The organism is Wocania arenilitoris (assembly GCF_021728535.1).
GTDB lineage: Bacteria > Bacteroidota > Bacteroidia > Flavobacteriales > Flavobacteriaceae > Wocania_A > Wocania_A arenilitoris.
The window spans coordinates 54,869-73,914 of the sequence record NZ_JAKKDU010000012.1 but is presented as its reverse complement, the minus strand read 5'-3'; the positions used below and the strand labels follow the sequence as shown (position 1 = coordinate 73,914).

The following is a 19,046-nucleotide window of genomic DNA, read 5'->3' as shown; positions in this document are numbered from 1 at the left end:
CCTTTATTAGGGTGCTTTTTGTTTTACTATTTAAGCATATTAAAATTATACTCAACTAAATATTTTATCGTAAAATGCAAGTGCAGTAGATGTCAATACTATGACTAAAAACCAAAATATAAGACCTTGGCGTTTTGCTTTTATGGCTTCAGAGAATTTCTTCTCAAATCCATACTTCTTAAATCTTTCCAATTCAGTTAGAGAAAATTCATCATCCTGTCCAAAAGGATTTCGATTAAAAAAGGGTAAAAAGAAAAATGTCATCCATTCTGAGTGAGTTAAAGATTCTTTTTTTCGCTTTAATTTATTTCTTTTTTCAAGATTTTTATCAATCATTTTTGAAACTCCCTTTCTCTAGCAATAGGATATAATTGCAGTTTTTATATTATTCATAAAAAAGCTTCATCTAATTCTTTTATAGAGTCTCAGAAACCCTACCAACAGCCTCAACAGTAAAATCTAAATCCTCATAAGTTAAAGCATCAGTAATAAACCAAGTTTCAAAAGCACTTGGCGCAATGTAAACACCTTCATTAAGCAATCCGTGGAAAAATTTTTTAAAAGTATCGTTATTGCCTTTTGCAGCAGTTTCAAAATCTACAACTTCAGCTTTATCAAAATGTACCGAAATCATAGAACCTACTCTGTTTATGGTATGCGTGATGTTATTTTCAGTTAATACTTTTTCAATACCATTATGCAAATACGTGGTTTTTTCTTCTAAACGATTAAAAATTTCAGCATCACTATTTAGTTCATTCAATATGGCTAAACCAGCCGCCATAGCTAAGGGGTTACCACTTAAAGTCCCCGCTTGATAAACTGGTCCTAAAGGTGCTAAATGATTCATAATTTCGTTTCGTGCAGCAAAAGCACCAACTGGCAATCCGCCACCAATTACTTTGCCAAAACAAACAATATCTGCATTAATATTAAATAACTCTTGCGCACCACCTTTTGCTAAACGGAAACCCGTCATTACTTCATCAAAAATCAAAAGAATATTGTTGGTATCACATAAATCTCTTAATCCTTGTAAAAATCCTTCTTTTGGAGGAATACACCCCATATTACCAGCAACAGGCTCAATAATAATGCAAGCGATTTCATTTTTATTGGCTTCAATTAATTGCGTAACGTTTTCAATATCATTATAACGCGCAAGCAATGTGTCTTTTGCTGTGCCTTGTGTAACTCCAGGGCTGTTGGGCGATCCAAAAGTTACTGCGCCACTACCCGCTTGTATTAAAAACGAATCGGAATGCCCATGATAACAACCAGCAAACTTTATAATTTTGTCTTTCCCTGTGAAACCGCGTGCTAATCGAACCGCACTCATACAGGCTTCGGTTCCAGAATTTACAAATCTAATTTTATCAATATTAGGTACCATAGAAACTGCTAATTGGGCAATTTTAGTTTCAATTTCTGTTGGCATGCCAAACGATGTTCCTTTTTTAGCTTTATCAACAATCGCATTCACCACAGGTTGATAAGCATGACCAAGAATCATTGGTCCCCAAGAATTTATATAATCAATTAATCGGTTATCGTCTTCATCATATAAATAGGCGCCTTTTGCCTTTTTTACAAAAATTGGTGTGCCCCCAACTGCTTTAAAAGCACGTACTGGCGAATTTACACCTCCAGGTATAACAGTTTCGGCCTGTGCAAACAATGCACTGCTACGTTTATAGTTCATGTTTTTTATTATTTTTTTGATGATAGCTTAACAATTAATGCTTGACCAATACTAATGGTATTATCGATTAAACCATTTGCTTTTTGAAGTTCTTTTACACTAATACCGTATTTTCTTGAAATAGAATACAAAGTGTCCCCTTTTACAACCGTATAAGTTACAGCATCACTTGTAATTGGGGCTTCATATTTTACATAAGAATCGCCTAAAACTTCTTTATCAAATTCATATAATTTATAGCGCTCTATTAAGCTAATTAATTTTTGAGGGTATTTTCTATCGGTGGCGTAACCTGCTGCTTTTAATCCCTTTGCCCAACCTTTATAATCTTCCTTTTTAAGCTTGAAGAGTTTTGAATAGCGTTTTCTTTCAGACAAAAATAACGAATGGTCTCTAAACGAATATTTAGCATCTTTATATTTTCTGAAACATTCTTGAGCCTTATCATCGTCGTGATAGATTTTTTTACCAGTCCATTCATGACATTTAATTCCAAAATGATTATTGGCTTTAACCGATAACGTACCAGATCCAGAACCCGATTCTAAAATACCTTGTGCTAAGGTTATACTTGCAGGTATGTTATATAATTGCATTTCTTTTTGAGCGATTTCTTTATAAGTATTAATGTATTTCTCAGTTTTATTAGCGTATACTTTAGGTTGTTCTATAACTTCTTCTTGGGTTTTGTTGGTTTCTGTTTTTACTTCAACCTGTTCTGTATTACTTTTTGATTTTTTAGTTACTATCGCTTTTTTAGAACGGCAACTAAAAACCATACTAACTAAACAGCATACTAATAGTAATTGTTTCATTTTTATTATTCAATAATTTGTAAATTCTTCTTTTTTAAAACCGCATTCATTCCAGAAATACCTTGTAATCCTCCTGTATGAATAGCTAAAATTTTTGAGCCTCTTAAAAAAAATCCTTTTTCGATTAAATCAAAAATTCCAAACATCATTTTTCCTGTATAAATAGGGTCTAATGGAATTTGATAATCTGTTTTAAAATCATTAATAAAACTGATTAAAGCTTTATTTATTTTAGCATAACCTCCAAAATGATAATCGGTAATTAATTTCCAATTAGTTTTAGTTACAAATTTACTAATATCTTGTTGTAAAAAATCACCTTTTAAGGCAGGAAATCCTAAAACTTGTTGACTAGGTTTTGAACAATTTATAAGTCCGGAGATTGTTCCGCCTGTTCCAACAGAAGTGCATATATAATCGAACTCCTTATCTAAACCAGATAGAATTTCTTCGCATCCCTTAATTGCCAAAGCATTTGTACCACCTTCAGGTATTAAATAAAATGCCCCAAATTCTTCTTTTAAATTACTGATAAATGTTTTGGATATTTTATTTTTAAAATCTTCGCGAGATACAAACTTAAACCGCATACCAGATTGCTTAGCAAAACTTAAAGTTGCATTATCGCTGACTTTACTTTCTAACTCTTCACCTCGAATAACGCCAATAGTTTTAAACCCAAGCATTTCTCCTGCTGATGCCACTGCGGCGATATGGTTTGAATATGCACCACCAAAAGTTAGTAATGTTTTAAAACCTTTATTTTGGGCTTCAATAAGGTTATATTTCAACTTTCTGTATTTATTACCAGAAACAAAAGAGTGAATTTTATCTTCGCGTTTTACATGCAACTCAACACCCTTATTTTTAGGCAAAATTATAGGCTGATTTGTAGTATGTTCTAGATTAAAAGTCATTAATGCGAAGATACTTTAAAAAAGCCCAAAAGGGTCTGTGTTTTAAGTAATCTAAATTTAATTCGTTAGTGTACGATTCGCGTTCAAAAGAAATATTTCTATAAGCTAAATTCCAATTTTTATATTGAAATAATCTAAACAAAAACTCAATTCCATAAACCAAATAAAACAGTATAATTAGCATTTCTAACTGTTGCCTTAAATGAATTTTCTCATGATTAATTAACACATAATCTGTTTTAAATCGATTATATTTTAAAAACACAAAAGGAAAAACAGCTAATCCGGTGTAACCTTTTGGTACAAGATATTTTGAAATAAAAATCATAAACTAGGCTATTCAAAAATCAATCCAAGATATATTATATTTGCAATATAATGAAGAAAATTATCCCCATTGAAGAAGGCGACTTCTACTTAACACCAGAAGGCTACCGTTGTTTTACAGAACAGTATCATTTAAAAAGAGGGTATTGCTGTGAAAGTGCATGTAAACACTGTCCTTACGGCTATAATCCTTCGACTGCGCTCAGGACAGTTAAAAACAAAAACTCGATAAAAAAATAGCAGCTTAACAAGCTCAAAATCTTTAAATTAAAGCCTCTTGGTATGATTATTGATGCTAACTAATACATAAAAAATCTATAATTTTAAAGAGAATTATTGTATTTTTAGATTTGAAAAAGAAAACTAAATATTAAGGCTATGAAAAAAACATTAAAAGTATTACCAATTTTAGCATTGTTAATTTTGGCATCCTCATGTAGCTCTGTAAGAGTAGCTGCAGATTATGATAAAAATGCAAAATTTAGCGAATACAAAACTTTTGCTTTTTACAAAACAGGTATTGATAAAGCTGAAATTAGCGACTTAGATAAACGTAGAATTCTGAGAGCTATTGAAGCTGAACTTTTAGCAAAAGGTTTTACAAAATCTGAAACCCCAGACTTATTAATTAGTCTTTTTACAAAATCACAGCAACGTGTAGACGTATACAACAATGCCTGGGGCATTGGTGGCTGGGGTTGGGGCGGATGGGGCCCATGGGGTGGCTTCGGACCTGGTTGGGGTTGGGGCTGGAATCAACAACCAATGGTTTCAACAAGCACTCAAGGCACTTTATTTGTTGACTTAATTGATGCGAACAAAAAAGAATTAATCTGGCAAGGTATGGGCTCTGGTTATTTAACGCGAAATATGGATAAAAAAGAAGCTCGTATTAAAGAGTTTGTCGCTAAAATTATGGAAAAATACCCCCCTAAAGCACAACAATAAAACATAAAAAAGAGGCTGTCTGAAAAGTCAAGACAGCCTCTTTTTTTTTAATATTCTTTACTTTAGAAACTAAGTTCAAAACAATAAGCGCAATAGTTAACATAAATATAAAAAACTTATTACAGATAAATTGCCAAGAATTAATCAAATCTTAAAAGACACCAAATAGTTTTCCTTACTACGGAAAATATGGTTTAGCATGTCCGTTATCAACCAACCATTGGTTAACTTCTAACCCATCTTCTAAAATGATATTTGCTAAGTAGCGCCCGTATTTACCTTGTTTATCTTTATATGAGCGAATAGTAACTTCTTTATCTAGGATCATTTTCTTTAAAATATCTCGTACTTTTTTACCTTCTTCTTTTTCCGCGCCTCTTAACTCTGGTGTATCAATACCGTAAAGGCGCAGTTTCATTTCTTGAAAATGAAGAAACCCTAAATCTACAAGAGCAGTTACAGTATCTCCATCGTAAACATCGATTATTTTAGCTTTATAATTATACATTATTTTTAATTTTACTATTACATTACAATATCATTTTTCCATACGTAAGGCTCTGGTATATTAGTATCATCAATAAGCTGCCTAATATCAATTTCAATTCCTCTACTCATATCGGTAATAGGGATATCGTTTGGGCCACCTTCAAAAGGGTTTTCGGTATTTTCCCCAATGGCTTCCATAGTATGAAACACCCAAGAAATCAATGCGCTAAACGGAATTGAAAACCAAACAAAATGCTTAGCAATAAATTCCTGTGCTAAATGACCTAACGAAGTTCTAGATTCGTGATTTACCAAATCTTCAAGAATATGATCTCCAATAGACTCAAAACCTTCCATAATTCCAAAGGGCAAAAGAATAATAAAAATCCAAACAAAAAGATAATTTAAAGTAGCAAATTGTCTTGGGTACGGAAAGTTTTTTATACGCTCACTTTTACCTTGTAATGTGTAAAATTCTACTAACATATTTGTCATTTCCATATGCCTAAAATCTTCAATCAAGCCTTGATTCATAAGGTCTTTTAAACGCTTAGATTGAATTCCTAAAATTTGTGAGGCTTGATTACCTTTTGCAAATAACTCTTTATACTCTTTATCAGAAATATATGATTTTATAACTTCTTCAATTGGTATTTCATCTTCACAAACTCTATACTGTGAAGCTCTAAACTCAATGTTTGATCGTTTTTCTTTAAGGTGCATTTCCCATGGTTTATCCTTACGTAATTGATAACGCAATGCTGTTAACCACGCTACATGGCGATGCACTAATTCTCGATGAATTAATGCTAACTCCCTTTCTGAAAGCGGTGATTTAGCATGGTTGTTATTAATAAAATCTTTAACCATAATGGTCCAAGAACGCGATGCATTAACAATGCCGCCCCAAATTTTACGTGCTTCCCAAAGTCGGTCATAAGACGCATTATTTTTAAAACTCACAATAAAAGCTACCGCTGTACCCAAAACCCCTAAAGGCAGCCATGGTACATGTAACCATTTTAATCCTAAAACATCAAACAAAAAAACGGGGATTAATGCTAAAAAAAGAAATAAAAAAATATGACGACGTGTCCATTTTAATACGCCTGCAACTGGAAATATGCGTCTTGTATACATGGTTTAATTAAAATTTAGTGTTCTAAATATATGGAAATATTTTAATGTTTATTTAATTAAGTAGCTATATAAAACTTATTTATTGAAAGAAAATCAAAAAATACGTATTTTAATGAGTATTTCGTATTTTTGTACAGTATATTCACATTAAAATTAGCAATGTCTAAATCATTTGAATCAAACAGTATTTTACAAAGATTGCCAAAGCATTTAAAACAGTTTATAAAACCTCAAAATTACGAGGATTATTCGGCTATAGATCAAGCGGTTTGGCGTTACGTAATGCGAAAAAATGTCGATTTTTTAACTAAGGTAGCACACAAATCGTATTTAGAAGGTTTAAAACAAACAGGTATCTCTATTGATAGTATACCAAATATGTATGGCATGAACCGTATTTTAAAAGATATTGGTTGGGCTGCAGTAGCTGTTGATGGTTTTATTCCGCCAAATGCTTTTATGGAATTTCAGGCATATAATGTACTCGTTATTGCCAGCGATATTCGGCAATTAGAACATATTGAATATACGCCAGCTCCAGATATTATTCACGAAGGTGCAGGACATGCGCCTATTATTGCCAATCCAGAATACGCCGAATATCTGCGTAGGTTTGGAGAAGTTGGTTGTAAAGCTATTTCTTCGGCTAAAGATTATGAGCTGTACGAAGCGGTTAGGCATTTGTCTATTATAAAAGAAGCACCTAATTCGAATAAAGATGATGTCGCTTCTGCAGAAAAAAAAATTGAGGATATCCAACAAAATATGGGAGAACCTAGCGAAATGACCCTAATACGAAATCTACATTGGTGGACCGTTGAATATGGCTTAATAGGGACTTTACATAACCCAAAAATATATGGCGCAGGACTATTATCATCTATTGGAGAAAGCGCTTGGTGTATGACTAACGAAGTTAAAAAACTACCATATAATATTGAAGCCGCTTATAAAGATTTTGATATTACAAAACCTCAACCTCAGCTTTTTGTAACACCAGATTTTGCCCATTTAAGTTTAATTTTAGAAGAGTTTGCCAATACTATGGCGCTGCGCAAAGGTGGACTCTCTGGTGTTAAAAAATTAATTAACTCTAATGCACTAGGTACTATCGAACTTAGTACGGGTTTACAAATTTCTGGTATTTTTAGTGACGTTATTCAACATGAAGGAAAGCCCATTTACATACAAACACACACACACACTTCATTAGCATACAGAGAAAAAGAATTAGTTGGACATGGTATAGAAACTCATACAAAAGGATTTGGTTCTCCAATTGGAAAATTAAAAGGTATCAATTTAGCTATTGAAGATATGAGCCCACGCGATTTAAGAGCTTACGATATTTATGAAGAAAAAATTGTAACGCTTGAGTTTGAAGGTGGTATTAAAGTTTCAGGAAAAATTATTACTGGAAAAAGAAATTTACAAGGAAAAATAATTTTAATTAGTTTTAAAAATTGTACGGTTACACACAATTACAACATTTTATTTAAACCACAATGGGGTGTGTACGATATGGCTGTTGGCAAAGATATTGTTTCGGCTTTTTCTGGACCAGCAGATTTAAACAGCTTCAATTTAATTACACATGTGTCATCAACAGAAACTATCCATGTAAAAAAATCTGAAAACTTACTTAAACTTGAAGCTTTATACCAACAAGTTAGAGATTATCGCGATGGTAAAAACAAAACCATTTCTAGAACCAAAGTTTTAGAAGAACTTATTGAAAACCATTCAAACGATTGGTTATTACCTGTTGAACTTTATGAACTTGCTTTTAAAGGGCATGAAACTAAACTATGCAAAAGTATTTTAAAGCATTTAGAAACCATTAAACAAAATAGACCCGAAGTTGGACATTTAGTTGATGATGGGTTGGGTATTGTTGAAAAAGGGACTGTTATGAAATAATTTTTTCGCCACCCTAAACTTGTTTCGTGGTCTCAAATTAATAAAAAGGGGGCTTTCTAAAACCAATTCAGAACGACGTGTAATTAATTACCTAAACCGCTTCAAAGTCTCTTTTGTAAATTCGCTTAAAACCAGTTTGCCGCTAATTTCGGCACGTTCAATAAGCAAATTATCCCAATATCCTGTATCTTGCCAAAACACATTTTTTATTTCTTTTAAAGCTTCAGGGTTATAGCTCGCTAATTTTTGAGCTAATGCTTTTACGGCTTCATCTAAAGCATCAACGGAATCAAAAACATCAGCATATAAACCTTTGTCTTTTGCAAATTCGGCAGTGTAAAATTGTTCAGCATTAATAGTCATTTGAGTCATGGTTGTCTGTCCCATTTTTTTAGAAACAACTGGCTCAATCACAAAAGGACCAATGCCAATACTTAACTCACTTATCTTTATGGATGCATATTTTGTAGCCAAACAATAATCAGCTGCTGCTACTAAACCAACACCACCGCCAACTGCTTTTCCTTGTACACGAGCAATAATTAACTTTGGGCATTTTCGCATAGCATTAATAACATTTGCAAAACCAGAGAAAAATTGTTTTCCTTTTTCGGCATCATCAATAGCAATGAGCTCTTTAAAACTGGCACCAGCACAAAAGGTTCGGTCACCACCACTTTTTAAAACAATAACTTTAATGGCATCTTTTATTCCTGCTTCAACAATTGTGTTTTCTAGTTTTTTAAGATTATCGCTAGGCATAGCGTTATGCTCTGGATGAAAAAACTCAATATATCCAATTTGGTTTTTAATCTCTAATTTCACGTATGGCTCTAACATGGTTGCAAATTACGATTATTTATAGTATTATTCTAGATACAATTCCGATAGTTATCGGAATCACTCGAACTGACAATGACTTTTAATTTACATATCAAAATAGGTTTATAAATAACATTCTTTTTCAGTTAAAATGGCAGGTTAGACAAATCTACATTTCCGCCAGAAATAATTACTCCAATGTTTCTATTTTTTAAAGCTTCTTTGTGTTTTAAAACAGCCGCAAAAGCAACAGCACTTGAAGGTTCAACAATAATTTTCATGCGTTCCCAAATTAATTTCATAGCATCAACTATTTCATCTTCTTGAACTCTTATTATGCTATCGACGTACTTTTTTATAATAGGAAAATTTCTATCGCCTAAATGTGTTCTTAATCCATCAGCTATGGTATTCGAACTTTCGTTTGTTTCAATATTCCCAGAGTGTAACGATCTGTAAGCATCATCTGTTTCTTTAGGTTCGCCAGCAATAACTTTGCAATTTTCAGAAAAAAATTGTGCTACCAAAATAGTTCCAGCCAATAAACCGCCTCCACCAACAGGCGTGAAAATATAATCTAAACTAGGATAATCTTCTAACAATTCAATAGCTGCCGTCCCTTGTCCATGGATAACATCATCGTTATTTGATGGGTGAATAAACGCTGCTCCTTTTTCTATTTGAATGTGTTTAGCTTCTTCTTCGCGTGCAATAATATTAGATTCGCATTCAATAATAATTCCTTTATAAGTTTTTACAGCATCTTTTTTAACTTGTGGTACATTTTTAGGCATCACAATATAAGCTTTAACACCTATTTTTTTTGCTGCTAAAGATAAGGCTTGAGCAAAATTACCCGATGAATGTGTTACTACTCCTTTACTTTTCTGTGCTTCAGTTAAGTTTAAAATAGCATTGGTTGCTCCTCGTATTTTAAAAGCGCCCATTTTCTGAAAATTTTCGCATTTAAAAAACACATTTGCTCCACATATGTTATTTAACAAGCGCGATGTTAAAACTGGTGTTTTATGTATATAAGGTTTTATACGGTTATGCACATTTTGTAAAGCAATTTTATCCATAATTAATCATTACAATTTTAAGTTTTGAAAATTCTCGATTGAGGTCATTGGTGTTTCATTATATGTTAATGTCCAACCCAAAGAATTAGTTAAAATATAAAACTTAGATAGCTCGCTAATTAACCTGTTTTTAGCATTGACTTTTAAATCGGATTTTTCTAGTTTTTTAGCTAATGATGCTTTAACTGCATTTTTAATTTCGTTATAATCTTTAGCTTCAAACGGATTAAAAAAATCGGATTGCATATCGTAATACTCCAAATCTGGATTGATTTTTATTTCTTCTTTTGGAATACTAATGATTTGAAGTGTTTTTGTGAATTCGTCAATCTTAAATTCAATTTTACTTAAATCGTAAGCAATAGTTACCTCAGCATTTACAACTACCAGTGCTTTTTTATCTGAAGTAAAATACTCGCCAAAGATTTCTTTAGAGTTTTTGTAGTTAAAAACTTCACTAAAATGACCTTCAGTAACAATTAGTTTACCAACATTTTTAATTTGCTTTTGAATGAGTGCCGAACTTTCTTGGAGCACAATTTTGTTCTCTTTTTTTTCGTCGCAATATTTAAAAATAAATAAAACGACCAATGTAATAATGACACCAAATAGAATTTTTCGCATGCACTAATTTAGAAATATTTTTCTAGTGAGCGATAAAGTATATGTTATAAAGAAAAAAACATCGGTTTCCTTCGACATAAGAAGTCTAACCAATGTTATAAAAACTAACTAATGGTACAAAAATAATATGTTAGAAGAGATCCCTTGTTATCTAAAGGTTAAACAAACATTAAGTTAAATGAGATTGTTTTTTAGAGCAAATGTGTATTCTAAATAATTTTTGTTGAGTTTTAAGAAAAACTATCATTAACAACTAAATTGAGTAACAAGAAAATAACTGAGAGTACTCTTTTTTTTGAAAAAAGTTTAAGTGTATTTATCAAAAAAAACACCCATTGCAAATCATTGATTATGATTAAAACAACCGATGTTTTTTATATGAACTGATTAATAGCAAATTAAATCTACAATTATAAGTCTATGATTAAATATTTTTTCGATAAAAGTGTTATAAAAAAAGATTAAGCGCAATAAAATTATCCATCACATCTAATCGAGAAATATCAGCAACAAGGTTTAATTATTGATATTGTGCACGTAAATGCTTTTGTTGTTTGCTTTTGCAATACAAGTATTTTAATTAGAATGAAATATTTGGGAATTTAGATTGAAGCTCTTTTATTTTAAACTTTAAATTTTGAAGGAATTTTTGGTGTGCAGAAGAACTTAAGTTGAATGGTTTATGGTTTAATCCTTTTTGAATGTCATCAATTTCTAACATGATTTTTGAAGCTTCATCAGAAATCCAAACGCTTTGAAATTTTTCCCAAATATAATTGATGGCTATTTGATTGGGGTGAATCATATCTACTGAATAAAAACGATAATCTCTTAATTCGTCCATCATAATTTCATAAGAAGGAAAATAGCATATACTATTATCCTCATTAATTATTTGATAAATTGCAGCGATTAGATGTGCTTTACTTTGGGTGTTTTCAACAAAACCATCTTTTATATGACGCACTGGTGACACTGTAAATGCAATTGAAGCTTCAGGATTTTTACTCTTAATTAATTTAACTGTACTTTTTAAAGATTTAAGAACTGCATCAACAGACATTAGCTCTTTTTTGAATTGTTTTTGAGGTACTTTATGGCAATTTGCAACGACACGATTAGTTTCAATAAAATTATAAACCCAAGCTGTGCCTAATGTGATTATAATATGTGAAGAGTTGTTTAGTTGTTTAGTCGTTAAGTTGAGTTTTTTGTTAAGTTGATTTATTAAATCTTCTTTTGAAATATTACTCAGTTTTGAGTGCGCATCAAAACAATGCCATTGTTCGTTTTGAAAAAACACATCTTTTTCTGAATACGTCTTTTGGTTTACTGCATTGAAGATTAATGTTTCAATAGCTTTTGGATGAAATAAAATACCAAAAGGGTTTATATCATTTTGAAACTTAAAATAGCTTAATTTCTCGCCAATGTTTTCTGAAAAACAAGAGCCTAATAATAAAACGTTAGAGTTGTAGTCTATTAGATTATTAGATTGCTTATTTAATGGTATTTTTGTTTGTAATTTCATTCTTTTGTCGAAGATGTACTATTTTTTCGCGCAAAGGCACTAAGACGCAAAGTTTATAAATATGCTATTCTAAACCATTTACTAATCTAGTAATTCCAGTTTTTATCAAAGGACTATTAAAATTCACTAATAATCCCAATTTTAATCCAGATAACTTTAAATAAGTCATCAATTGTTTTTTATGAACAGGATGCAATTCTAAAACTGATTTTATTTCAATAATGACTTTATTCTCTACTATTAAATCAGTTCTAAATCCCAAGTCTAAAGTTTTATCTTTCCATATAACTGGCAATTGCTTTTGACGTGCCACTTGCAACCCTCTTTCAGTTAATTCAGTAAATAAAACTTCTTCATAAACAGATTCTAGCAAGCCTGGACCTAAACCAACATGAATTTGATAACAGCAATCTACTATTATTGAGGCTAAATAATTCTCAAAATTATCTTCTTTATTGCTCATAAAACATTACGTCCATAATCCACATTTCTACTTTGCGTCTTAGTGCCTTTGCGCGACTAAACTTATTTTACAAGATTAATTAAGATACTTTTTAGCTTCTTCTAAAGCCTCATCAATCCCAGCAGGATTTTTACCTCCAGCAGTTGCAAAAAATGGTTGTCCGCCACCACCGCCTTGAATACACTTACCAAGTTCTCTAACAACTTGTCCAGCATTTAACCCTTTACTAGCTACTAATTCTTTTGAAATATAACAGGATAACAATGCCTTTTCGTTTTGCTCTGTAGCAAATAACAGGAATAAATTATCGAACTGACTACCCAACTCGAAAGCCACATCTTTTAAACCAGCTGCATCTAAATCTAGTTTTTTAGCTAAAAACTGAACACCATTTATGTTTTGTAATTCACTTTTAAGTTCGCCCTTTATGTTTTTAGCTTTAGCTTTTAATAATGATTCAATTTGCTTTTTAAGATTTGTGTTTTCTTCTTGTAAATTCTGAAGTGCCTTTACAGGTTCTTTAGCATTATTAAGTAAATCTTTCATTTCAAAATAAGCACGATTATTTTCAAAATAAAAATCTTTTACAGCATCATTTGTAATGGCTTCAATACGACGTATGCCTGCTGCTACTGCACCTTCTGATATGATTTTAAAATGCCAAATATCAGCAGTATTTTTTACATGCGTTCCACCACAAAGCTCAATAGATTGTCCAAATCGAATAGCACGAACAGTATCACCATATTTTTCGCCAAATAAACTCATAGCACCTTCTGCAATGGCTTCATCTTTAGGGATATTTCGTTTTTCAATTAATGGTAATTTTCCATCAATTCTTCTGTTTACAAAATTTTCTACATCGCGTAATTCCTCTACGGTTAATTTAGAGAAATGTGAAAAATCGAATCGTAAATATTTAGAATGTACTGCGCTTCCTTTCTGTTCAACATGCTCACCTAAAACCTCACGTAATGCTTGATGTAGCAAATGGGTTGCTGTATGATTACACTCAGTTCTATAGCGTTGTTTAGCATCAACAACAACCTTAAAAGATTCATCAATATGTTTTGGTAAATTTTTGGCGAAATGTATAATAACGTTATTCTCTTTTTTGGTATCTAAAATATAAACCACATCGCCATGGGCATCTTCTAAATAACCTTTATCACCTACTTGTCCGCCTCCTTCTGGATAAAACGGAGTTAAATTGAAAACCAACTGATACATATCACCATCTTTTTTAGATGTTACTTTTCTATATCGTGTTAATTTAACATTAGCTTCAAGGGTATCGTAACCTACAAATTCTTCTTCGGCATCATCAATTAAAATCGTCCAATCGTCAGTAGACATTTCGCTGGCTGCACGCGATCTGCTTTTTTGTTTTTGCATCAAATTTTCAAAACCCTTTACATCAACCAAGAATCCATTTTCTTTTGCTATTAACTGTGTAAGATCCAAAGGAAACCCGTATGTATCATATAACTCAAAGGCAGTAGTACCCGAAATAACTTTCTCAATTTCAATAATAGTATTTACTTTGTCTTTCATCAAAGTATTAAAATCCATGTGATGTTCAAGCATTTCAATCCCTTTATCTAAAGTTCTTAAAAACGATTGCTCTTCTTCTTTAATAACATTTTCAATAAGGTGTTTTTGAGCTTTTAATTCTGGGAAAGCTTTTCCCATTCTGTTACTCAATACATCAACCAACCTATAAATAAATGGTTCTTTTTTATCTAAAAAGGTAAAACCGTAGCGTACTGCACGACGTAAAATTCTACGAATAACATAACCAGCACCTGTGTTACTTGGTAATTGCCCATCTGCAATTGAAAAAGCTACCGCACGAACATGGTCTGAAATAACACGAATAGCAACATCGATCTTTTCATCTTTTCCATAATTTTTATTTGTTATGGTTTCAATTTCACGGATTATTGGTGTAAACACATCGGTATCGTAATTAGATTGTACACCTTGCAAAACCATACAAAGGCGCTCAAAACCCATACCGGTATCAATATGTTTGTCTGGAAGATTTTCTAAACTACCATTAGCTTTTCGGTTGTACTGCATGAAAACCAAATTCCAGATTTCAACAACTTGTGGATGATCCATATTAACCAAAGATTTACCGCCTACTTTAGCTTTTTCTTCTGCAGAGCGAATATCAACATGTATCTCGCTACAAGGACCACAGGGACCTTGGTCGCCCATTTCCCAGAAATTATCTTTTTTATTACCTTTTAAAATGCGGTCTTCAGAAATAAATGTTTTCCAAAAATCATAAGCTTCGGTATCCATTGGCAGATTATCAGCATCATCACTTCCTTCAAAAACCGTAACATATAAAATATCTTTATCTATACCGTAAACCTCTGTTAATAGCTCCCAAGCCCAAGCAATAGCTTCCCTTTTAAAGTAATCACCAAAACTCCAATTTCCTAACATTTCAAATAAAGTATGGTGATAGGTGTCATAGCCAACCTCTTCTAAATCGTTATGTTTCCCAGAAACACGTAAACACTTTTGGCTATCTGCTATTCTATTGTTTTTGGGTTGGGCATTTCCTAAAAAATATTCTTTAAAAGGTGCCATACCAGAATTTACAAACATTAATGTAGGATCATCTTTTACAACCATTGGTGCAGACGGAACGATGCTATGTTGCTTTTCCTTAAAAAAATTTAAAAATTTTAACCGAATATCTTGTGACTTCATTTACTATAATGCGTAATACCGCAATTGTTAAATTATTTTATTTAATTGCAAAACAATTTTTATCTTTACTCACCAAATTTTTATTTTAAACGTCTGGTGTTCGAGAACCTGTATTATAAAGATTATCAATATATATTGAATACTATCTATCAGGTTTGGTCGTTTGCATATTAAATCCAACGTTTACGTTAATTTTTCAATTGCAAAAATAGTATAATTTAAACAATGAGTAAGGTAAAATATTATTACGATTCTGAATCGCTTTCCTATCGGAAAATTGAACGTAAAAAAAGAAAAACATTTGCGTTTATATCGTTATTTCTTTTAGCCTCGTTTTTATTTTCATTTATCATTCTATTTGTTGCTAACTTATATATTGAGTCTCCCAAAGAAAAAGCCCTAAAAAGAGAACTACAAAACATGCACTTGCAATTTGATTTATTGAATAAAAAAATGGACGAAGCCGAAGCTGTACTTGCAAATGTTGCTGATAGAGACAATAATATTTACCGTGTTTATTTTGAGGCAAACCCTATCCCTGAAGAGCAACGAAAAGCTGGATTTGGTGGTATTAACAGGTATAAAAACTTAGAAGGTTTTGATAATTCTGAATTGATTATTGAAAGTAATAAACGCTTAGACATTTTACAAAAGCAAATTGTGGTACAATCTAAATCGTTAGACGAAATTACTGTTTTAGCTGAAGAAAAAGAAAAACTTTTAGCAGCCATACCTGCTATACAACCTGTTAGTAATCAAGATTTAACACGAATGGCTTCTGGTTATGGAATGCGATCTGACCCATTTACCAAAGTAAGAAAAATGCATTGGGGTATGGATTTTACTGCACCTAGAGGCACGCCAATTTATGCAACTGGTGATGGTATAGTAAAACGTGCCGATGCAGGATCGAGTGGATATGGAAGGCATATTAGAATAGACCATGGCTTTGGTTACGTAAGCCTTTATGCGCATTTATACAAGTACAATGTAAAGAAAAACCAAAAAGTGAAGCGAGGTGATTTAATTGGATTTATTGGTAGTACAGGACGTTCTCAAGCGCCACACTTACATTATGAAATATTTAAAGATGGCACACGTATTAATCCTATAAACTTTTACTATGGCAGTTTAACTGCTGAAGAATTTAGCAAGCTATTAGAACACGCATCATTAGAAAACCAATCTCTAGATTAATGCATATAGATTTACCAGAAAAAAGATATTACGGTATTGGCGAAGTAGCCAAAGCGTTTCATGTAAACACCTCTTTAATACGTTTTTGGGAGAAAGAATTTGATGCGCTTAAACCTAAAAAAAATGCCAAAGGCAACCGTAAGTTTACGCCAGAAGATATTAAGAATTTAAAACTTATTTATCATCTTGTAAAAGAACGCGGATTTACATTAGAAGGTGCAAAAATTCATATAAAAGAAGGTAAAAAAGAAACCTTAAATAATTTTGAGATTATTAGTAAACTTGAAGATGTTAAAAACCAGCTTAAAAAGATTAAGGAGCATCTTTAACATTTAACGCTTTATTAAAAAAAGACATACCTTGTCATGTAACTTTTTTAAAAATTAAGTGTCTCATAAATAACAATTAACAAATTATACTAATCTAATTTATTATGAAGAAATTTTTACCATGGATTGTAATAGGAATACTTGTTATTGGTTTGTATTCTTGGGGAAAAGGATTTAATAACACAGCAGTAGAATACGAAGCTGATGCAAAAACAGCTTGGTCTAAAGTTGAAAGTGCATACCAACGTCGTGCAGACTTAATTCCAAATCTTGTTGCAACTGTAAAAGGCTATGCAGCACACGAAAAAGAAACTCTAGAAGGTGTTATTAAAGCACGCTCTGAAGCGACAAAAACTACGATTAACGCTGGCGATTTAACCCCAGAAAAAATGGCTCAGTTTCAACAAGCACAGCAAGGCTTAAGCGGGGCTTTATCTAAATTATTAGTAACAGTAGAACGTTATCCTGATTTAAAAGCAGACAAGAGTTTTTTAGAACTACAATCGCAACTTGAAGGCACTGAAAACAGAATTAATGTAACGAGAGACCGCTTTAATGATGCAGTAAATATTTATGATAAATACACTACAAAATTTCCTGGCAAGCTATTAGCCAGCTTATTTGGTTTTGAGGAAATGGCTAGATTTAAAAGTACTCCAGGTAGTGAAAACGCTCCTAAAGTAGAATTTTAATGTCTGAAATTGAAGCTTTTCTAACCGCTAGTGAAGAGCGTGACATTGTTGAAGCTATAAGATTAGCGGAATTAAATACTTCTGGCGAAATAAAAGTTCATATAGAAAAAACAGCAAATGGTGATGCAACAAATCGTGCTTTAGAGGTTTTTCACACCTTAAAAATGGATAATACCAAACTTCAAAATGCGGTACTAATATATGTTGCCATAGAAGATAAAAATTTTGTTATTTATGGCGATGTTGGCATAAACAACGTAGTACCAAACAACTTTTGGAACAGTACTAAAGACATTATACAATCGCATTTTAAAGCTGGTAATTTTAAACAAGGACTTGTTGAAGGCATTCAGAAATCTGGGGAACTACTTAAAACATATTTCCCCTATTCATATTTAGATACTAACGAACTTTCAAACGATATTTCTAAAGGCTAAATTTAGTATGCAATACTCAATATTAAGTATTAAATCATCAATAAAAAAAAGGACACTTTTTACAAGTTTGCTTTTAATCGTTTTTGCATTTTGTTTTTCTTTTGCTCAATTTGAAATTCCAGATAAGCCAAAAAAGTTAAAAGACCAAAAAGGCGTTTATGATTATATTGAACTACTGAATTATAGTGATAGTCTAAATTTAGAAAGAAAACTTATAAAATACTCTGATACCACTTCTACTCAAATCGTTTTAACAATTATCAATTCAACTAATGGCGAAAACATTAATTTTCTTGGAGCACAATGGGGTGAAAAATGGGGTATTGGACAAGAAAAAGAAGATAATGGTATCCTAATAATTCTTGCTAAAGATGATAGACGGATTGGAATAAACACAGGTGAAGGTATTGAATATCTTTTGACAGACGCATTATCTAAACGAATTATTGAACGCGATATAATTCCTTTTTTCAAACAAAATGATTATTACGGAGGTTTAAATAAAGGCATAGATTCTATTTTTGAAGTTTTAAATGGTGAATATCAGGGCACTCGAAAATCATCAAATAATGAATTTCCAATTGGATTTATTTTTATTCTACTTTTTATATTTATCATTATTCTAATTTCTATTTCTAAAAACAGAAGAAATGGAGGTCATGGTGGCAACAGAGGTAATAGATCTGACGGTATTGATATTCTAGAAGCTATTATATTAAGCAATTCTGGACGCGGAAGCTACAGACGAAGTTCTGGTGGCTTTGGTGGTGGCTGGTCTTCAGGTGGAAGTAGTAGCGGTGGTGGTTTTGGTGGCGGCTTCGGTGGTGGCGGTTTTAGCGGTGGTGGAGCTTCTGGCGGTTGGTAACTACTTTAGGTTTTGGGTT

21 protein-coding genes are annotated in these 19,046 nt (G+C 32.0%); 8 read left to right on the top strand and 13 right to left on the bottom strand.

Annotated features, from left to right (window positions below):
- Positions 1 to 51 precede the first annotated feature (51 nt).
- The 5 genes from L3X37_RS10995 to L3X37_RS10975 all read right to left on the bottom strand — a co-directional run bounded on the left by L3X37_RS10995 (position 52) and on the right by L3X37_RS10975 (position 3,762).
- Positions 52 to 336 (bottom strand): hypothetical protein, encoded by a 285-nt coding sequence (locus tag L3X37_RS10995; protein ID WP_237240224.1) that lies wholly within the window; start codon positions 334 to 336, stop codon positions 52 to 54.
- Positions 337 to 415: 79 nt separating this feature from the next.
- Positions 416 to 1,702, bottom strand: coding sequence for a glutamate-1-semialdehyde 2,1-aminomutase (gene hemL, locus L3X37_RS10990; RefSeq protein WP_237240223.1), 1,287 nt, complete (start codon positions 1,700 to 1,702; stop codon positions 416 to 418).
- 8 nt (positions 1,703 to 1,710) lie between these two features.
- Positions 1,711 to 2,517: a glucosaminidase domain-containing protein gene (locus L3X37_RS10985; protein WP_237240222.1), complete on the bottom strand. Its 807-nt coding sequence runs from the start codon at positions 2,515 to 2,517 to the stop codon at positions 1,711 to 1,713.
- A 5-nt stretch (positions 2,518 to 2,522) separates the two neighbouring features.
- Positions 2,523 to 3,434 (bottom strand): 1-aminocyclopropane-1-carboxylate deaminase/D-cysteine desulfhydrase, encoded by a 912-nt coding sequence (locus L3X37_RS10980; protein ID WP_237240221.1) that lies wholly within the window; start codon positions 3,432 to 3,434, stop codon positions 2,523 to 2,525.
- Entirely contained in the window at positions 3,424 to 3,762 is a 339-nt protein-coding gene (locus L3X37_RS10975) for a hypothetical protein (protein ID WP_237240220.1), read from the bottom strand. Before L3X37_RS10975 ends, L3X37_RS10980 begins: the two co-directional genes overlap by 11 nt.
- Positions 3,763 to 3,812: 50 nt before the next feature.
- Between L3X37_RS10975 and L3X37_RS10970 the strand changes: the two genes are divergently transcribed.
- Together L3X37_RS10970 and L3X37_RS10965 are read left to right on the top strand one after the other, a co-directional pair.
- Positions 3,813 to 4,001 carry a C1orf53 family protein gene (locus tag L3X37_RS10970; RefSeq protein ID WP_237240219.1) on the top strand — a complete coding sequence of 63 codons (189 nt, stop codon included), beginning with the start codon at positions 3,813 to 3,815 and terminating at the stop codon, positions 3,999 to 4,001.
- A gap of 138 nt (positions 4,002 to 4,139) precedes the next feature.
- On the top strand, positions 4,140 to 4,709 hold the full coding sequence (locus tag L3X37_RS10965) for a DUF4136 domain-containing protein (protein WP_237240218.1): 570 nt from the start codon (positions 4,140 to 4,142) through the stop codon (positions 4,707 to 4,709).
- A 178-nt stretch (positions 4,710 to 4,887) separates the two neighbouring features.
- Here L3X37_RS10965 and L3X37_RS10960 read toward each other — a convergent pair whose 3' ends face one another.
- Positions 4,888 to 5,217, bottom strand: coding sequence for a thermonuclease family protein (locus L3X37_RS10960; protein ID WP_237240217.1), 330 nt, complete (start codon positions 5,215 to 5,217; stop codon positions 4,888 to 4,890).
- Positions 5,218 to 5,234: 17 nt separating this feature from the next.
- Positions 5,235 to 6,338, bottom strand: coding sequence for a bestrophin family protein (locus tag L3X37_RS10955; RefSeq protein ID WP_237240216.1), 1,104 nt, complete (start codon positions 6,336 to 6,338; stop codon positions 5,235 to 5,237).
- Between the two features lie 159 nt (positions 6,339 to 6,497).
- Between L3X37_RS10955 and L3X37_RS10950 the strand changes: the two genes are divergently transcribed.
- On the top strand, positions 6,498 to 8,258 hold the full coding sequence (locus tag L3X37_RS10950; protein WP_237240215.1) for an aromatic amino acid hydroxylase: 1,761 nt from the start codon (positions 6,498 to 6,500) through the stop codon (positions 8,256 to 8,258).
- An 87-nt stretch (positions 8,259 to 8,345) separates the two neighbouring features.
- Here the strand turns inward: L3X37_RS10950 and L3X37_RS10945 are convergent, their stop codons facing one another.
- The 6 genes from L3X37_RS10945 to alaS form a co-directional block, all read right to left on the bottom strand.
- On the bottom strand, positions 8,346 to 9,098 hold the full coding sequence (locus L3X37_RS10945) for an enoyl-CoA hydratase/isomerase family protein (protein ID WP_237240214.1): 753 nt from the start codon (positions 9,096 to 9,098) through the stop codon (positions 8,346 to 8,348).
- 128 nt (positions 9,099 to 9,226) lie between these two features.
- Positions 9,227 to 10,162 carry a pyridoxal-phosphate dependent enzyme gene (locus L3X37_RS10940; RefSeq protein ID WP_237240213.1) on the bottom strand — a complete coding sequence of 312 codons (936 nt, stop codon included), beginning with the start codon at positions 10,160 to 10,162 and terminating at the stop codon, positions 9,227 to 9,229.
- 9 nt (positions 10,163 to 10,171) lie between these two features.
- Positions 10,172 to 10,786, bottom strand: coding sequence for a DUF4230 domain-containing protein (locus tag L3X37_RS10935; protein ID WP_237240212.1), 615 nt, complete (start codon positions 10,784 to 10,786; stop codon positions 10,172 to 10,174).
- Positions 10,787 to 11,366: 580 nt separating this feature from the next.
- A complete protein-coding gene (locus L3X37_RS10930) occupies positions 11,367 to 12,317 on the bottom strand; it encodes a GSCFA domain-containing protein (RefSeq protein WP_237240211.1) in 951 nt (316 codons plus the stop codon).
- 64 nt (positions 12,318 to 12,381) lie between these two features.
- Positions 12,382 to 12,780 carry a GxxExxY protein gene (locus L3X37_RS10925; RefSeq protein WP_237240210.1) on the bottom strand — a complete coding sequence of 133 codons (399 nt, stop codon included), beginning with the start codon at positions 12,778 to 12,780 and terminating at the stop codon, positions 12,382 to 12,384.
- 75 nt (positions 12,781 to 12,855) lie between these two features.
- Complete coding sequence (alaS, locus tag L3X37_RS10920) at positions 12,856 to 15,507, bottom strand: alanine--tRNA ligase (RefSeq protein ID WP_237240209.1); 2,652 nt, start codon at positions 15,505 to 15,507, stop codon at positions 12,856 to 12,858.
- 225 nt (positions 15,508 to 15,732) lie between these two features.
- Here alaS and L3X37_RS10915 point away from each other — a divergent pair, with 225 nt between their 5' ends.
- The 5 genes from L3X37_RS10915 (at position 15,733) to L3X37_RS10895 (ending at position 19,027) form a co-directional block, all read left to right on the top strand.
- On the top strand, positions 15,733 to 16,704 hold the full coding sequence (locus tag L3X37_RS10915) for a M23 family metallopeptidase (RefSeq protein WP_237240208.1): 972 nt from the start codon (positions 15,733 to 15,735) through the stop codon (positions 16,702 to 16,704).
- The gene (locus L3X37_RS10910; RefSeq protein ID WP_237240207.1) at positions 16,704 to 17,033 is read left to right on the top strand and encodes a MerR family transcriptional regulator; all 330 of its coding nucleotides are present in this window, start codon (positions 16,704 to 16,706) and stop codon (positions 17,031 to 17,033) included. Before L3X37_RS10915 ends, L3X37_RS10910 begins: the two co-directional genes overlap by 1 nt.
- Before the next feature lie 104 nt (positions 17,034 to 17,137).
- Positions 17,138 to 17,725 carry a LemA family protein gene (locus L3X37_RS10905; RefSeq protein WP_237240206.1) on the top strand — a complete coding sequence of 196 codons (588 nt, stop codon included), beginning with the start codon at positions 17,138 to 17,140 and terminating at the stop codon, positions 17,723 to 17,725.
- Positions 17,725 to 18,162, top strand: a complete 438-nt coding sequence (locus L3X37_RS10900; RefSeq protein ID WP_237240205.1) for a TPM domain-containing protein — start codon at positions 17,725 to 17,727, stop codon at positions 18,160 to 18,162. The genes L3X37_RS10905 and L3X37_RS10900 overlap by 1 nt, the downstream gene beginning before the upstream one ends.
- 7 nt (positions 18,163 to 18,169) lie before the next feature.
- Positions 18,170 to 19,027 carry a TPM domain-containing protein gene (locus L3X37_RS10895; protein WP_237240204.1) on the top strand — a complete coding sequence of 286 codons (858 nt, stop codon included), beginning with the start codon at positions 18,170 to 18,172 and terminating at the stop codon, positions 19,025 to 19,027.
- Positions 19,028 to 19,046: the final 19 nt, after the last annotated feature.

Bases quoted from the DNA above. Each gene is read 5' to 3' on its own strand.
- L3X37_RS10995 (WP_237240224.1), bottom strand. From the start codon at position 336: ATGATTGATAAAAATCTTGAAAAAAGAAATAAATTAAAGCGAAAAAAA.
- hemL (WP_237240223.1), bottom strand. From the start codon at position 1,702: ATGAACTATAAACGTAGCAGTGCATTGTTTGCACAGGCCGAAACTGTT.
- L3X37_RS10985 (WP_237240222.1), bottom strand. From the start codon at position 2,517: ATGAAACAATTACTATTAGTATGCTGTTTAGTTAGTATGGTTTTTAGT.
- L3X37_RS10980 (WP_237240221.1), bottom strand. From the start codon at position 3,434: ATGACTTTTAATCTAGAACATACTACAAATCAGCCTATAATTTTGCCT.
- L3X37_RS10975 (WP_237240220.1), bottom strand. From the start codon at position 3,762: ATGATTTTTATTTCAAAATATCTTGTACCAAAAGGTTACACCGGATTA.
- L3X37_RS10970 (WP_237240219.1), top strand. From the start codon at position 3,813: ATGAAGAAAATTATCCCCATTGAAGAAGGCGACTTCTACTTAACACCA.
- L3X37_RS10965 (WP_237240218.1), top strand. From the start codon at position 4,140: ATGAAAAAAACATTAAAAGTATTACCAATTTTAGCATTGTTAATTTTG.
- L3X37_RS10960 (WP_237240217.1), bottom strand. From the start codon at position 5,217: ATGTATAATTATAAAGCTAAAATAATCGATGTTTACGATGGAGATACT.
- L3X37_RS10955 (WP_237240216.1), bottom strand. From the start codon at position 6,338: ATGTATACAAGACGCATATTTCCAGTTGCAGGCGTATTAAAATGGACA.
- L3X37_RS10950 (WP_237240215.1), top strand. From the start codon at position 6,498: ATGTCTAAATCATTTGAATCAAACAGTATTTTACAAAGATTGCCAAAG.
- L3X37_RS10945 (WP_237240214.1), bottom strand. From the start codon at position 9,098: ATGTTAGAGCCATACGTGAAATTAGAGATTAAAAACCAAATTGGATAT.
- L3X37_RS10940 (WP_237240213.1), bottom strand. From the start codon at position 10,162: ATGGATAAAATTGCTTTACAAAATGTGCATAACCGTATAAAACCTTAT.
- L3X37_RS10935 (WP_237240212.1), bottom strand. From the start codon at position 10,786: ATGCGAAAAATTCTATTTGGTGTCATTATTACATTGGTCGTTTTATTT.
- L3X37_RS10930 (WP_237240211.1), bottom strand. From the start codon at position 12,317: ATGAAATTACAAACAAAAATACCATTAAATAAGCAATCTAATAATCTA.
- L3X37_RS10925 (WP_237240210.1), bottom strand. From the start codon at position 12,780: ATGAGCAATAAAGAAGATAATTTTGAGAATTATTTAGCCTCAATAATA.
- alaS (WP_237240209.1), bottom strand. From the start codon at position 15,507: ATGAAGTCACAAGATATTCGGTTAAAATTTTTAAATTTTTTTAAGGAA.
- L3X37_RS10915 (WP_237240208.1), top strand. From the start codon at position 15,733: ATGAGTAAGGTAAAATATTATTACGATTCTGAATCGCTTTCCTATCGG.
- L3X37_RS10910 (WP_237240207.1), top strand. From the start codon at position 16,704: ATGCATATAGATTTACCAGAAAAAAGATATTACGGTATTGGCGAAGTA.
- L3X37_RS10905 (WP_237240206.1), top strand. From the start codon at position 17,138: ATGAAGAAATTTTTACCATGGATTGTAATAGGAATACTTGTTATTGGT.
- L3X37_RS10900 (WP_237240205.1), top strand. From the start codon at position 17,725: ATGTCTGAAATTGAAGCTTTTCTAACCGCTAGTGAAGAGCGTGACATT.
- L3X37_RS10895 (WP_237240204.1), top strand. From the start codon at position 18,170: ATGCAATACTCAATATTAAGTATTAAATCATCAATAAAAAAAAGGACA.